Annotated in this window: 14 protein-coding genes; 6 read left to right on the plus strand and 8 right to left on the minus strand. The window is 64.7% G+C overall.

Annotated features, from left to right (window positions below):
- Positions 1 to 8 precede the first annotated feature (8 nt).
- A complete protein-coding gene (locus U5A65_RS13015; protein WP_321946488.1) occupies positions 9 to 1,412 on the minus strand; it encodes a PLP-dependent aminotransferase family protein in 1,404 nt (467 codons plus the stop codon).
- Positions 1,413 to 1,582: 170 nt separating this feature from the next.
- Between U5A65_RS13015 and U5A65_RS13020 the strand changes: the two genes are divergently transcribed.
- The 3 genes from U5A65_RS13020 to U5A65_RS13030 all read left to right on the plus strand — a co-directional run bounded on the left by U5A65_RS13020 (position 1,583) and on the right by U5A65_RS13030 (position 4,530).
- Positions 1,583 to 2,911: an aspartate aminotransferase family protein gene (locus U5A65_RS13020; RefSeq protein ID WP_321946489.1), complete on the plus strand. Its 1,329-nt coding sequence runs from the start codon at positions 1,583 to 1,585 to the stop codon at positions 2,909 to 2,911.
- A 249-nt stretch (positions 2,912 to 3,160) separates the two neighbouring features.
- Entirely contained in the window at positions 3,161 to 3,409 is a 249-nt protein-coding gene (locus U5A65_RS13025; RefSeq protein ID WP_201695812.1) for a hypothetical protein, read from the plus strand.
- A gap of 53 nt (positions 3,410 to 3,462) precedes the next feature.
- The gene (locus U5A65_RS13030; protein WP_321946490.1) at positions 3,463 to 4,530 is read left to right on the plus strand and encodes an NAD(P)/FAD-dependent oxidoreductase; all 1,068 of its coding nucleotides are present in this window, start codon (positions 3,463 to 3,465) and stop codon (positions 4,528 to 4,530) included.
- Between the two features lie 40 nt (positions 4,531 to 4,570).
- Here the strand turns inward: U5A65_RS13030 and pcaC are convergent, their stop codons facing one another.
- The 5 genes from pcaC to U5A65_RS13055 form a co-directional block, all read right to left on the minus strand.
- Positions 4,571 to 4,960, minus strand: a complete 390-nt coding sequence (gene pcaC / locus U5A65_RS13035) for a 4-carboxymuconolactone decarboxylase (RefSeq protein ID WP_321915460.1) — start codon at positions 4,958 to 4,960, stop codon at positions 4,571 to 4,573.
- A complete protein-coding gene (gene pcaD / locus U5A65_RS13040) occupies positions 4,960 to 5,748 on the minus strand; it encodes a 3-oxoadipate enol-lactonase (protein ID WP_321937149.1) in 789 nt (262 codons plus the stop codon). Before pcaD ends, pcaC begins: the two co-directional genes overlap by 1 nt.
- Before the next feature lie 29 nt (positions 5,749 to 5,777).
- A complete protein-coding gene (locus tag U5A65_RS13045) occupies positions 5,778 to 7,145 on the minus strand; it encodes a 3-carboxy-cis,cis-muconate cycloisomerase (protein WP_321946491.1) in 1,368 nt (455 codons plus the stop codon).
- 132 nt (positions 7,146 to 7,277) lie between these two features.
- Positions 7,278 to 7,937 carry a 3-oxoacid CoA-transferase subunit B gene (locus U5A65_RS13050; RefSeq protein WP_321946492.1) on the minus strand — a complete coding sequence of 220 codons (660 nt, stop codon included), beginning with the start codon at positions 7,935 to 7,937 and terminating at the stop codon, positions 7,278 to 7,280.
- Between the two features lie 17 nt (positions 7,938 to 7,954).
- The gene (locus U5A65_RS13055; RefSeq protein ID WP_321915464.1) at positions 7,955 to 8,662 is read right to left on the minus strand and encodes a 3-oxoacid CoA-transferase subunit A; all 708 of its coding nucleotides are present in this window, start codon (positions 8,660 to 8,662) and stop codon (positions 7,955 to 7,957) included.
- A gap of 329 nt (positions 8,663 to 8,991) precedes the next feature.
- Between U5A65_RS13055 and U5A65_RS13060 the strand changes: the two genes are divergently transcribed.
- Both U5A65_RS13060 and folE read left to right on the plus strand, forming a co-directional pair.
- Positions 8,992 to 9,915: a LysR family transcriptional regulator gene (locus U5A65_RS13060; protein WP_321915465.1), complete on the plus strand. Its 924-nt coding sequence runs from the start codon at positions 8,992 to 8,994 to the stop codon at positions 9,913 to 9,915.
- 93 nt (positions 9,916 to 10,008) lie between these two features.
- Positions 10,009 to 10,674: a GTP cyclohydrolase I FolE gene (gene folE, locus U5A65_RS13065; protein ID WP_321937146.1), complete on the plus strand. Its 666-nt coding sequence runs from the start codon at positions 10,009 to 10,011 to the stop codon at positions 10,672 to 10,674.
- 49 nt (positions 10,675 to 10,723) lie between these two features.
- Here the strand turns inward: folE and epsC are convergent, their stop codons facing one another.
- Together epsC and U5A65_RS13075 are read right to left on the minus strand one after the other, a co-directional pair.
- Entirely contained in the window at positions 10,724 to 11,653 is a 930-nt protein-coding gene (epsC, locus tag U5A65_RS13070; protein WP_321946493.1) for a serine O-acetyltransferase EpsC, read from the minus strand.
- A 122-nt stretch (positions 11,654 to 11,775) separates the two neighbouring features.
- The gene (locus tag U5A65_RS13075) at positions 11,776 to 12,009 is read right to left on the minus strand and encodes a hypothetical protein (protein WP_321915468.1); all 234 of its coding nucleotides are present in this window, start codon (positions 12,007 to 12,009) and stop codon (positions 11,776 to 11,778) included.
- Between the two features lie 306 nt (positions 12,010 to 12,315).
- Between U5A65_RS13075 and U5A65_RS13080 the strand changes: the two genes are divergently transcribed.
- Positions 12,316 to 12,777, plus strand: coding sequence for a DUF3005 domain-containing protein (locus U5A65_RS13080; RefSeq protein ID WP_415764773.1), 462 nt, complete (start codon positions 12,316 to 12,318; stop codon positions 12,775 to 12,777).
- Positions 12,778 to 13,236: the final 459 nt, after the last annotated feature.

Consider the following 13,236-nt stretch of genomic DNA (forward strand, 5'->3'; position numbering starts at 1 on the left):
CACGCGCCCTACCGCGCACGCTCGATGAATCGCCACAGCGCATCGTCCGTCGAATACGGCGCGTTGAAGCGAAACCATGCGCTCGGTTCGTCGTCGGGCCGGAAATAGGAGCCGGGCGCGAGCCAGATGCCGTCGCGCAGCGCCGCCGTGGCAATCGCGCCGGCCCGTTCGGGTTCGATCGCAAGGCGCGCCCACAAGAAGAGTCCCGCGCGCGGCCGGTGGAAGATTTCGAGCCCGAGCGCATCCAGCCGCTCCTCCACGCACGCATGCGCGGCCTTCAGCCGCTCATTCACCAGCTCGACATGCCGTGCGTGGCGCCCTTCGAGCAGCACCTTGTCGACCATGCGCTCGATGGTCGCCGACGACGTGAGCCCCACCGCCATCTTCGCGCGCGCCAGTTCGCGCAGCACATCGCGCTCGGCGACCACGTAGCCGCAACGCAGCGAGGGCGTGACCGTCTTCGAAAAGCCGCTGACGTACACCACGCGCTGCAGGCCCTCCATCGCGGCGAGCAGCGGGGCGCCCGGCGGCGCGAGTTCGCGGCTCACATCGTCCTCGACGACCCACATGCGCTGGCGCTCGGCGATCTGCAGCAAGCGGAACGCGTTGGACATCGCATACGTCGCGCCGGTGGGATTCTGCAGCGTCGTGTTCACGAAGATCGCCTTGGGCTGATGCGCGGCCACCTGGCGCTCGAGCGCCTCGATGTCGAGCCCGGCGGGCGTGCGCGGCACGCCGTGCACCGTGAGCCCCGCGAGCTTGAGGATCTGCAGCAGATTGCAGTAGCCGGGGTCTTCCACGAGCACCGTGTCGCCGGGCCGCAAGAGCGTGCGCACGATCAGATCGAGCCCCTGCGTCGCGCCCTGCGTAAGCAGGACGTTCGATACCTCGACAGGCAGCCCCTGGCGGTCCAGCTGCGCCGCAATGCGCTCGCGCAGCGGCGCGTAGCCGTAAGGGTGCCCGTAGTCGCCAAGACGCACGGCCGGCACCCGGCTCATGGCGCGCAAGGCGTGCTGCAGGCCGCTTTCGTTGATCCACTCGCCCGGCACCCAGCCGCAGCCGGCCTTGATCGGCACCGAATGATCGGCGAACACGTCGGAGAGCAGCCACGTGGCCGTGAGCGTGGGCGGCTGCCAACCCGCCGCGCTCGCCCGCGCCGACTCGGTGCGCTGCGCCACGCGATAGCCCGAGCCGCGCCGCGCGACCACGAAGCCCATCGAAACAAGACGGTTGTACGCCTCGGTCACTGTATAGGTGGAGAGCTCGTGCGTTTGCGCGAGCTGCCGCACCGAGGGCAACAGCGCGCCGGCGCGCAGCGTTTGCGCATCGATTGCGCGCGTGAAGCCCTGTACGAGCTGCTCGACCAGCGTAGTCGCTGCGCCGCGGCCGCGCTCCAGTTCGAGTTCGATCATGGGAAAAGCAAGCGTATAGTGCGAGGGAAAACCCGAACGACCCGGGCGCCGACCAATACAGTTGGCGAGAATTGTCCAGCACGGTTTGCAGATCAGTATAGAGACTGTCTATGCCGTGGTTCAAGCCCCGGCGCTACAGTTGAGCCAAACCCACCTGAGGAGAAGCACGCATGACTTCGCGCCCCGTCATCGACGATCTCTCGTCGTTCTGGATGCCCTTCACCGCCAACCGCCAGTTCAAGGCCGCACCGCGCCTGCTCGAATCGGCCAAGGGCATGTACTACCGCACGACCGACGGCCGCGAAGTGCTCGACGGCAGCGCGGGGCTCTGGTGTGTGAATGCGGGCCATGGGCGCGAGGAAATCGTCGCGGCGATTGCCCAGCAGGCCGCCAAGCTCGACTTCGCCCCCACCTTCCAGATGGGCCACCCGCTCGCGTTCGAAGCCGCGCAGAAGGTTGCCGAGATCATGCCGGCCGGGCTCGACCGCGTGTTCTTCACGAATTCCGGCTCGGAGTCGGTCGACACCGCGTTGAAGATCGCACTCGCCTACCATCGCGCACGCGGCGAAGGCCAGCGCACCAAGCTGATCGGCCGTGAGCGCGGCTATCACGGCGTGGGCTTCGGCGGCATCTCGGTGGGCGGCATCGGGCCGAATCGCAAGGCGTTTTCGGGCCAGCTGCTGCCGGCCGTCGATCATCTGCCGCACACGCACGATCTCGAACACAACGCGTTCTCGAAGGGCCAGCCGGGCTGGGGCGCGCACCTCGCCGAAGACCTCGAGCGCATCGTCGCGCTGCACGACGCTTCGACCATCGCCGCCGTGATCGTCGAGCCCGTGGCGGGTTCGACCGGCGTGCTGATTCCGCCGCAAGGCTACCTGCAGCGCCTGCGCGAGATCTGCACGAAGCACGGCATCCTGCTGATTTTCGACGAAGTCATCACGGGCTTCGGACGCCTCGGCAAGGCCACGGCCAGCGAGTACTTCGGCGTCACGCCCGACATCATCACAATGGCCAAGGCGATCAACAACGCCGCCGTGCCGATGGGCGGCGTGGCCGCGAGCCGCACGATTCACGACACGATCGTGAACGCCGGCGCGCAAGGCGCAATCGAGCTGTTCCACGGCTACACCTATTCGGCACACCCGCTCGCCGCCGCCGCCGCGATCGCGACGCAGGACCTGTATCGCCGTGAGGGTCTGTTCGAGCGCGCCAACGCACTCGCGCCGAAGTTCGAGGCCGCCGCACACGCGCTGCGCGGCGAAAAGCATGTCAAGGATGTGCGCAATCTCGGCCTCGTTGCCGGCATCGAACTCGATTCGCGCGACGGCGCGCCGGGCGCGCGCGCTTACGAGGTTTTCGTGAAGTGCTTCGAGGCAGGTGTGCTGATCCGCTTCACGGGCGACATTCTCGCGTTCTCGCCGCCGCTCATCGTGACGGAAGAGGAAATCGCGCGCCTGTTCGGCACGGTGCGCGACGTGCTGGCCACGGTGCAGTAATGCGCTAAAGCGCGAGCCATCGCTCGCGCCGGCTTTCCGCCTGCTTTCATTTGGCAATACGCCGCAAGGGCGGCCCGGGTTCGGGCCGCCTTTTCTTTTTTCGGCCGCCAGGTTCCGCAGCCGGACGCGCGAGGGACCGGGATCAAGCACGGAACACGCCATCGGCGTATTGTTGCCCTATCCGCCATAGCAATCGCGATTGCGGCGCGTGCGCATCGACCGACGTGCGCTGCGCCAGGAGGGAATCTCATGAAGATGCCAGTCCGTATCGGCACGCATATCGAGGGCATCCACTGGATCGCCGAATATGTGGAAGCGACGCATCAAATCCGCGTGTTCCGCGACGGCCGCGTGGTCGATACGATCCCCGCGCCCGCAGCCATGTTCGGCGAAGAGCGCGACGCGGGTTCGGCCAGCGACGCTGCGAGCCGCGCCGAGGAAGCCGCCCTGCTCGCCTGTCTGCGCCGCTATGTCGCCGACGTGCAGCCTGAAGAATAGGACTCTTGAGCATTGCCCCTGCCGATTCCCCTTCTCGCAAGGAGCGCGCGCCGATGAACGAGCGCAACGATCACTTCTCGCCCCAGCTCATCGAAACCGACGCGCTCATCATCGGCGCGGGACCGGTGGGACTCTTCCAGGTGTTCGAACTCGGTCTGATGGAAATACATGCGCACGTAGTGGATTCGCTGCCCGTGGTCGGCGGCCAGTGCGCCGAGCTTTACCCCGACAAGCCGATCTACGACATTCCGGCGGTGCTGATGTGCACCGGACAACAGCTCGTGGATGCGCTGATGAAACAGATCGAGCCTTTCGGCGCGACGTTCCACCTTGGCCAGGAAGTGCAGATCGTCGAGCCGCGCGCGGACGGCCGCTTTTTCGTGCAGACGAGCAAGGGTACGCAGTTTCTTGCGAAAACGGTGTTCATCGCGGCGGGCGTGGGCTCGTTCCAGCCGCGCACGCTCAAGCTGAGTGGCATCGAGCGATACCGCGACACGCAACTGTTTTATCGCGTACGCGATCTCGAACGCTTTCGCGACAAGGACATCGTGGTGTGCGGCGGCGGGGATTCGGCGCTCGACTGGGCGCTGCAACTCGTGGACGTCGCGCAGAGCGTGATCCTGCTGCATCGGCGCGAGGGCTATCGCGCGGCGCCGGCAACGGTCGCGAAAATGCACGCGCTATGCGAGGAATGGCGCATGCAGTCGATCGTCGGCCAACTGACCGGCTTCGACGACGAAGGCGGCAAGCTCACGCGCATCAAGGTGACGGGCGGCGACGGCGTCACGCGCTCGCTGGAACTCGACTACGTGCTCGTGTTTTACGGTTTGTCGCCGCAACTCGGGCCCATCGCGCAATGGGGCCTTGAAATCGAGCGCAAGCAGTTGCCGGTGGATACGGCGCGCTTCGAAACGAGCGTGCCGGGCATCTTTGCCGTCGGCGATATCAACACGTATCCGGGCAAGAAGAAGCTAATTCTTTCAGGTTTTCACGAAGCCGCGCTCGCCGCATTCGGCGCCGCGCATCATGTGTTTCCCGAGAAGAAAATCCATCTGCAGTACACAACGACCAGCACGCGCCTGCACAAGGTGCTCGGCGTGGAGTCGCCGGTGTTCGACTGAACGCGGGGCGAGTGCCCCGCGTCGCGTTCAAACGGCCTGCTTAAGCCTGTTCAGCGTCCTGCTCGCGGAAGATGCGGTCTGCCAGATGGAACGCCGAGTTCGCCGCCGGCACGCCGCAATAGATCGCGGTTTGCAGCAGCACTTCCTTGATTTCGTCGCGCGTGACGCCATTGTTGCGCGCGGCGCGCAAATGCAGCGCGAGTTCCTCGCTGCGGTTGAGCGCCACCATCATCGCGATCGTCAGCAAGCTGCGCGTGTGGCGCGGCAAGCCATCGCGCGTCCAGATCTCGCCCCATGCATAGCGCGAAATGAAATTCTGGAATTCCTCGGTCACTTCCGTACGGTTGGCAAGCGAGCGATCGACGTGCGCGTCGCCCAGCACCGCGCGGCGCACTTTTATGCCCGCTTCGTAGCGTTCTTCGTCGTTCATCACGCCTCCAGCAGGAAATCGACCACGATCTTGTTGTACTCGTCCGCCAGTTCGACGTTCGAGATATGCGCGGCGTTGAGTTCGACATAGCGCGCACCGGGCACCGACTCGGCCAGTTCGCGGCCCTGTGCGGGTGTTGCGGCCAGATCGTGCGTGCCGGAGATCACGAGCGTGCGCGCCTTGATCGACGGCGCCTCGCCGCGCAGGTCGGCGGCGTTGATCGCTTCGCAGTTCGAAGCATAGCCGTCCTTGTCGGTATGCACGAACACGTCGCGCACTTGCGACATCACGAGCGCGTTGTTCGCGATGAATTCGGGCGTGTACCAGCGCGGCAGCACGGCGTCGGCGAGCGCGAGCATGCCTTCGCTGCGAGCCTTCGCTGCGCGCGGCACCCACACTTCCGGCGAGCCGATTTTCGCGGCCGTGTTGCAGAGTACCAGGCGATCGATACGGTTGGCGTAACGCGCGCCGAGGCCGACGCCGGTCAGACCGCCCATCGAAACGCCCGCGAAGTGCGCGCGCTCGATGCCGAGCTGGTCCATCAGGCCGATCACGTCGCCGGTCAGTTGCTCGATCGTGTACGGGCCCTGCGGCGCTGCCGAGTGGCCGTGGCCGCGCGTGTCGTAGCGCAGCACGCGGAAGTGCTTCGTGAACGCCGTGATTTGCGGCGTCCACATCGACACGTCGCTACCAAGCGAATTCGACAGGACCACCCATGGCGCCGAGCGGTTCTCCGTACCGTCGATGCGGTAGAACAAATGCGTGTCGTTGACGGCTGCGTAAGGCATGCGTGTTACTCCTCGTGTGTCTTCTATGATCAATGGGACGGGCGTTGTTTTGCACTCGCTTCGTACGATGCGACTACCGCGTCGACGAAAGCGTGCGCCTGCCCCACGTAATTGGCCGGATCGAGCAGCGCCTTGAGGCGCGCTTCGTCCAGATGTCGCGTAACGGCGGGATCCTCCGCGAGGACTTCATACAACGTGCGGCCGCTTTGCACCGCCGATTTCGATGCGTGCTCAACGAGATGATGCGCGTCCAGACGCCCGATCTGGTCGCCGAGCGCGAGCATCACGGCTTCGCCGAGAATGAGTCCGTGCGTGATGTCGAGATTCGCCGCGAGCCGTTCGGGCCGCACTTCGAGTCCAGCCGTGATTTGTTCGATCTGCGCGAGCGCGCCGCCGGCGAGGCGCGCGAGATCGGGCAGCGCATCCCACTCCGCTTGCCAGCCACCGAGCGCGCGCTCGTGTTCCTGAACCATGCCCGCGAACACCGTTGCCACAAGGCCAGGCGCGCGCGTGGCAGCCGTCAGGACGGCTGCGCAACCCACGGGATTGCGTTTGTGCGGCATGGTCGAAGAACCACCCTTGCCCGCCGCCGCCGGTTCGCCCAGCTCACTGACTTCGGTCTGCATTTGCAGGGAGATGTCACGCGCGATCTTGCCGAGCGTGCCGATGAGCATGCCGAAGAACGACGCGGCTTCGGCAATGCGGTCGCGCTGCGTGTGCCACGGCAGCGCAGGCGACGCGAGGCCGAGTTCTTGCGCGAGCGCGGCGCTCACCTTCGGCGCCGCGTCGCGCAAACTTGCGAGCGTGCCGGCCGCACCGCCGAACTGCAGCACGAGCGCGCGCTCGCGCAGCGCGGCGAGTCGTTCTCGATGGCGCAGCATGGCATCGAGCCATTGCGCGAACTTCATTCCGAGCGTGATGGGCAGCGCCTGCTGGAGCCACGTGCGGCCTACCGCCGGCGTCGCGCGATGCGCGCGCGCGAGGTCCGCGAGCGTCGCGCAGAGCGCATCGATACCTCGCTCGATCAGCGCAAATGCATCGCGCAACTGCAGCACGGTAGCCGTATCGATGATGTCCTGGCTCGTTGCGCCCCAGTGAACGTATTTGGCGGCTTCAGCGTCGGCGGCCTTCACGCGCGCCGTGAGCTGCTTGACGAGCGGGATCGCCAGATTGCCGCCCAGCGCCGCGTCGCGTGCGAGCGCCGGCGCGTCGAGCTGGTCCGCCGCGCAAGCCCGGGCGATCGCGGCCACCGCTGACTGCGGAATCACGCCATGCGCAGCGGAGGCGCGCGCGAGCGCCGCCTCGACGTCCAGCATGCGTTGCAGCGTGGCTTCGGGAGACCAGACCGCATTCATCGGCTCGGTCCCGCAGATCAGGCTCGTGAGGCGTTCAATCATGGAGTGTGGCGCGTAGAAATAAGCAGACGTTCAGAGAGTACCGATGGAACGAAGCGGGCGCGGCAACCGTCGACGAATGCCGACGGTTGCCGCGCCACGCACGTGCGAAGAATTCGCACGTCGACAAACAGTTTACGCTGCGCGACGGTTTTGCGTCGCGTCGATCAGCGGCACGCCGGCAAGCTTCTGCAGCGCGTCGAAGTCGATGTCCGAATAGATCTCGCGCACGGCGAGGCCTTCGGGCGTCACGTCGAACGCGGCGAGGTCCGTATAGATGCGGCCCACGCAGCCCACGCCCGTGACCGGGTACGAGCATTCGCTCACGAGCTTGCTTTCGCCTTGCTTGGTCTGCAGTTCCATCATGACGAACACCTGCTTCGCGCCGAGTGCGAGGTCCATCGCGCCGCCCACGGCCGGAATCGCGTCGGGCGCGCCGGTGTGCCAGTTCGCGAGGTCGCCCCCCACCGACACCTGGAATGCGCCGAGCACGCAGTAGTCCAGGTGGCCGCCGCGCATCATCGCGAACGAGTCGGCGTGATGGAAGTAGGCGCCGCCGGTGAGCAGCGTCACGTGCTGCTTGCCTGCGTTGATCAGTTCGTCGTCTTCCCGGCCGGGCGCGGGCGCCGGGCCCATGCCGAGCAGGCCGTTCTCGCTGTGCAGGAAAATTTCCTTGCTCGGATCGAGGTGGTTGGCCACCAGCGTCGGGACGCCGATGCCGAGATTCACATACGCGCCTTCGGGAATGTCCGCGGCCACGCGCTTGGCCATTTCATCGCGATTCAGTCGTTTCATTGCCTCTCTCCGTTCCTTCAGGCTGCCTGGCCGCCATGCTGCACGTGCGCTTGATGGGCCGCTTGCGGCACCTCAACGACGCGCTGCACGAAAATGCCGGGGGTCACGATCACTTCAGGATCGAGCTCGCCGAGCGGCACGACTTCCGAAACCTGGGCAATGGCGACCTTCGCCGCGCTCGCCATGATCGGGCCGAAATTGCGCGCCGTCTTGCGATAGACGAGGTTGCCCCAGCGATCGCCCTTATACGCCTTGATGAGCGCGAAGTCGGCGTGCAGCGGCGCTTCGAGCACGTAGTGGCGGCCGTCGATCAGGCGCGTTTCCTTGCCTTCGGCCAGCTTCGTGCCGTAGCCCGTAGGTGTGAAGAAACCGCCGATGCCGGCGCCCGCGGCGCGGATGCGCTCGGCCAGGTTGCCCTGCGGCACGAGTTCGAGCTCGATTTCGCCGGCGCGATAGAGCGCGTCGAACACGTACGAGTCGGTCTGGCGCGGGAACGAGCAGATGATCTTGCGCACACGCTTCGCCTTGAGCAGCGCGGCAAGACCAATGTCGCCGTTGCCTGCGTTGTTATTGACGATGGTGAGGTCGCGCGCGCCCTGCTCGATGAGCGCGTCGATCAGTTCGGCGGGCATACCGGCCGTGCCGAAGCCGCCGATCATCACCGTGGCGCCGTCATGCACGTCGGCCACGGCGGCTTGAAGCGAGTCGAAAATCTTGTTGATCATGCCTGTTCCTGAAAGCGATGCGCATCGCGGAAGGTCCACGTCACTCGATCGCGAAAAGTTCTATATACGAACACTGATTCGTTTAGCGAACGTCCAGCGCATTATCGGAGTGGATTCAAGCGCTTGTCAAGGCGGGTCTACCCACGGGTCTACCCACACAGGCAATCTACTTCATGTCTGCGCTGGTACGCGCGGACTCGTGCATGGACGCACTTTTGCCGCGCTTTCAGGGTAGCTGGGCCGTGGGCACATACCCCAATATCCAGAATTCCAATTCGTCGACTAGTCTTTATCTGATTTCGACATAGTGCCGCGCCGCCCTCGCCTTCATGCAAGACCTCGATCTGAATCTCATCCCCTTTCTCGTGGCCATGGAGGAAACGCGCAATGTGAGCCGCGCCGCCGAGCGGCTCGGCGTGAGCCAGCCGCGCGTGAGCACGGCGCTCGGCAAGCTGCGCGAGTATTTCGGCGATCCGCTCTTCGTGCGCACCTCGCGCGGCATGGAGCCCACGCCGCGCGCGCTCGGCCTCATTCCCGCCGCGCGCGACGCGCTGGTGCGTATTGAGAAGGGCATGCTGCAAGCGCAGGACTTCGATCCCGCCACGAGCACCCACACGTTTTCCATCGCACTGTCCGATGTCGGCGAGATCGTGTTTCTTCCACGCCTCCTGCAGGTGTTCGCCCAACGCGCACCGAAGGCAAACCTGCGTTCGGTGTCGTTGCCGCCAAGCCAGGTCGAGCGCGGCCTCGAGTCGGGCGACATCGATCTCGCGGTCGGCTATTTCCCCGATCTAGGCGGCAACAACTTCTTCCAGCAGCGCCTCTTCACGCACCGCTTCATCTGCATGATGCGCAGCGGCCATCCGCTTGCGGGCAAAGCCATGACGATCGAGCAGTTTCTCGCCATGGGCCATGCCGTCGTGCGCGCCGAAGGCCGCAGCCAGGAAGTGCTGGAACAGTATCTGGAGAAGCGGCGCATGCGCCGCCGCGCGGTGCTCGAAACGCCTCACTTCATGAGCTTGCCGTTCATTCTCACGCGCTCCGACCTCATCGCGACCGTGCCTCATGCGATCGGCTTCGCCTACGTGTCCGAGCATGCATCGATCACGCTCGTCGAGCCTCCGCTGCCATTGCCGCGCTTCGATCTCAAGCAGCACTGGCATCGCAAGTATCACAACGCGCCGCGCGGCGAATGGCTGCGCAGCGTCGTGGCGGAACTCTTCAACGACGCCCTGGACGAATGGCCAAAATGATGGCCCCTCGCGCCGAGCACGACAAAACATGAAACAATGGGCGCTCGTGGAGCACGCCAAAGCGGCGTCGCGCCACATGACAGGAGCCCATGCATGAGCGAAGAAAAAAAGGCCGGAAAAGCAAAGCCACGCAAGAGCGCAACGAGCGCTGCCGTAGCGTCCAACACGCGCCCGTCACGCGCCGAAGCCGAGGACGCCGTGCGCGTACTGCTGCGCTGGGCCGGGGACGACCCCGCTCGCGAAGGGCTCATAGATACGCCGGGCCGCGTCGTGCGTGCCTATGAGGAGTTCTTCGCGGGCTATGAGGTCGATCCACGCGAGATCCTGTCGCGCACCTTCTCGGAGGTGGACGGCTACGACGAAATGATCGTGTTGAAGGACATTCGCTTCGAGAGCTATTGCGAGCATCACATGGTGCCGATCATCGGGCGCGCGCACGTGGCGTATCTCCCGGAGCACCGCGTGGTAGGCATCTCGAAGCTTGCGCGCCTCGTCGACGCATTCGCGAAGCGCCTGCAGATCCAGGAGAAGATGACCGCGCAGATCGCCGACACGCTCAATGAAATCCTGCAGCCCAAGGGCGTGGGCGTGATACTCGAAGCGGCGCATCAATGCATGTCCACGCGCGGGGTGCACAAGGCAGGCGTGGAGATGGTGACATCGCGCATGCTCGGCACGTTCCGCACCGACCCTTCCACGCGCCGCGAGTTTCTCGCGATCGTCGGCAATTCAAGCTCGATGAGCGTCGCGAATACCTGAATACCCCGCACGCGGAAAACGAACGGGACGGCATGTCCCGTTCGCCGCCTCACTTCATCGGGCTTTCGTCGCCCCGCTCGATCTCGCGAATCTTGCCCTGGCGCACGCTGCTGCCCGGCGGCACGCTATGCGTGAGCCACACGTTGCCGCCAATCACGGAGCCGCGCCCGATCGTCACGCGGCCGAGAATCGTCGCGCCCGCATAGATCACCACGTCGTCCTCGACGATCGGATGGCGCGCATTGCCCTTCACGAGCGCCCCGTCGAGGTCGGCGGCGAAGCTCTTCGCACCGAGCGTCACGGCCTGATACACGCGCACGCGCTCGCCGATGATCGCCGTCTCGCCGATCACGACGCCCGTGCCGTGATCGATGAAGAAGCTCGATCCGATCTGCGCGCCCGGGTGAATGTCGATGCCCGTGGCCGAATGCGCGATCTCATTGATGAAACGCGCGAGCAGCGGCACGCCAAGGCGATGCAGCGCATGCGCGAGCCTGTGATGCGTCATGGCCCACACGCCCGGATAGCACAGCAGGATCTCGGTGATGTGCTGCGCGGCCGGGTCGCCCGTGAACGCCGCCTGAATGTCGCTCACGAGCAGCGCGCGAATATCGGGTAGTTGCCGGCCGAACTCGCGCGCGACTTCGAATGCGCGCACGCGCAGTTCGTCGTCGCTCGCCTGCGAGTTTTCCGGCAGGAAGCGCAACGCCCGGCGAATCTGTTCGGCAAGCAGCCGCAGGGTGCTGTCGAGCGTATGGCCGACGTAGTAGTCGATGCTCTCGTCGGTCAGGTCGGGCGCGCCGTAGTGCGTGGGAAAGAGCGCGGCGCGCAGGCCCGCCACGATGTTGACGACCGCGTCGCGCGACGGCAATTCGCGAATGCCGAGTGGATGGCGCGTGCGGTGCCGTTCTTCACGCGACGCACGCAGATCGGCAACGATCTGTTCCAGGCCCCAGTCGGGGGAAGCAGCTTTGGACATGGTGATGCGGCAGCAGACGCAAGGTCTGCGCAGGAGTGAGTGTATCGACCCCAGAGATTACCGCGTTTTGCGCGAGTTCGCCGAAGCGCTCTCGGCGGGCGACGCCCGCAGGGCGCGCGCGTTCACAGCGTGACCGTGCTCGCGTCGATCCAGCGCACGGCCCAGTCGCGCGCATGGGCGATAGCGGCCGCTTCATCGGCGAAGCGCAAATCGGCAGGGAAAAACCGGTTGGCGACGAGTTCGCCATCGCTCGATCGCGATATCACCACATAAGGTTGATATGTGCCGTCACCGGCGCGCGCCGGTGCGCAATTCAGCAAATAGCCACGATGCGTAAATGCAGCGTCGAAGTGCATGTGTGTCACCCGCCCTGACTGCCTCGTCCATTTTTTGTGGCGCGTGCATTCAGGATCGTGTGGCAAAGCCACGCCATGGGCCCTCGCCCGGCCCATTAATCGAAAGCGCGCCAACTCGTTGAAAGAGGATCATACTCCTGGGAAAAAGGCCAAACCAACGAAAAAAATGCAAAATCGCTGGAGGCGTTCTCCTGGCGAACCGGCTTGCTTTTCACCCCGATTCAAGGGTGCGGCGCTGCAGCGGAACAGCGTTTGCGGACTTGCCTGCTGAACGCAGGCACCCCGATCTTCCAAGGAGGAAGAATCATGAATCGTCCCGACGACATGCAAAAAGCGAATGTGGGAGACGTGAGCGCGTCGCCGTCGCGGCCGCGCAGCGCCGAACTCCACAACGACCGCACGCACGATAGCTCGGTCGACACCGATGGCAAGAACCGCGAAGCCGCGCGCCTCGCGGGCGATGGCTACATCTGCCCGGACGAAGTGACGACCACGAACGCCACGCTCGTCAACAGCGTGCCCGAAGCCGGGGACGGCCTGGCGGGCTTTGACAGCCGCAAGGACGTGCACCGGCTGCCGATCGCGCTCGAGTCCGGATACGAACTCGTCGACCTCGGCATGAGCGCGCCTGAAGCGCCCAGCGACTTCTACGACTGGCAGCGCGACGCCGAGCGCGAAGCGGGTGTGCGCCGCAACCCCGGGCGCCTGCACTTCGCGCTCAACCACATGCGGCCGACGCGCGTGATCGAGTTGCTGCGCAAGCCCTGAACGATGGTTCGCCGCCCGTTGTGCGGCGAACCATTTGCGATTATCCAGGCGATATCGACGCACTGGCGGATTCAGCCAGTATTCAGTCGAGTGCGGTTAAAAGTGGAAATGAAAAGCCTGAAAATAAATGAAAGCGGATAAATCGACGGCATTATCGCGGCGAGATGCACGCTTTTGCCGCTTTCGAAATGCCGCCCTGCTTTATTTCAGTGCCGGTGCAATGCTTTGGTGCAGACCGGTGCGCTTGTTCAGGAAATGCAGAAATTCTCTCCAATGTCACCGAAATCCGACAGAAATGACCCCACAAGGCGGAAGGATTGCAGACGAGGGGGGATCGGATAGGAATTTAGTGATAAATTCTTACATCATAAGAAGCGAGGAGCGAGTGTCTGAGGGCTTGCCCCGCGATCTCGCCCAGCGCTGATGGAGAGTGTTGAACGTGCCTCTACATTTTATTGA

Origin of the sequence: Paraburkholderia sp. J10-1, from assembly GCF_905220165.1 — a bacterium.
In the GTDB taxonomy this organism is placed as follows: Bacteria; Pseudomonadota; Gammaproteobacteria; order Burkholderiales; family Burkholderiaceae; genus Paraburkholderia.

Coding starts and splice junctions, on each gene's coding strand:
- epsC (WP_321946493.1), bottom strand. CDS start 11,653: ATGTCCAAAGCTGCTTCCCCCGACTGGGGCCTGGAACAGATCGTTGCC.
- U5A65_RS13060 (WP_321915465.1), top strand. CDS start 8,992: ATGCAAGACCTCGATCTGAATCTCATCCCCTTTCTCGTGGCCATGGAG.
- U5A65_RS13055 (WP_321915464.1), bottom strand. CDS start 8,662: ATGATCAACAAGATTTTCGACTCGCTTCAAGCCGCCGTGGCCGACGTG.
- pcaD (WP_321937149.1), bottom strand. CDS start 5,748: ATGCCTTACGCAGCCGTCAACGACACGCATTTGTTCTACCGCATCGAC.
- U5A65_RS13020 (WP_321946489.1), top strand. CDS start 1,583: ATGACTTCGCGCCCCGTCATCGACGATCTCTCGTCGTTCTGGATGCCC.
- U5A65_RS13050 (WP_321946492.1), bottom strand. CDS start 7,937: ATGAAACGACTGAATCGCGATGAAATGGCCAAGCGCGTGGCCGCGGAC.
- pcaC (WP_321915460.1), bottom strand. CDS start 4,960: ATGAACGACGAAGAACGCTACGAAGCGGGCATAAAAGTGCGCCGCGCG.
- U5A65_RS13030 (WP_321946490.1), top strand. CDS start 3,463: ATGAACGAGCGCAACGATCACTTCTCGCCCCAGCTCATCGAAACCGAC.
- U5A65_RS13025 (WP_201695812.1), top strand. CDS start 3,161: ATGAAGATGCCAGTCCGTATCGGCACGCATATCGAGGGCATCCACTGG.
- U5A65_RS13075 (WP_321915468.1), bottom strand. CDS start 12,009: ATGCACTTCGACGCTGCATTTACGCATCGTGGCTATTTGCTGAATTGC.
- U5A65_RS13080 (WP_415764773.1), top strand. CDS start 12,316: ATGAATCGTCCCGACGACATGCAAAAAGCGAATGTGGGAGACGTGAGC.
- U5A65_RS13045 (WP_321946491.1), bottom strand. CDS start 7,145: ATGATTGAACGCCTCACGAGCCTGATCTGCGGGACCGAGCCGATGAAT.
- folE (WP_321937146.1), top strand. CDS start 10,009: ATGAGCGAAGAAAAAAAGGCCGGAAAAGCAAAGCCACGCAAGAGCGCA.
- U5A65_RS13015 (WP_321946488.1), bottom strand. CDS start 1,412: ATGATCGAACTCGAACTGGAGCGCGGCCGCGGCGCAGCGACTACGCTG.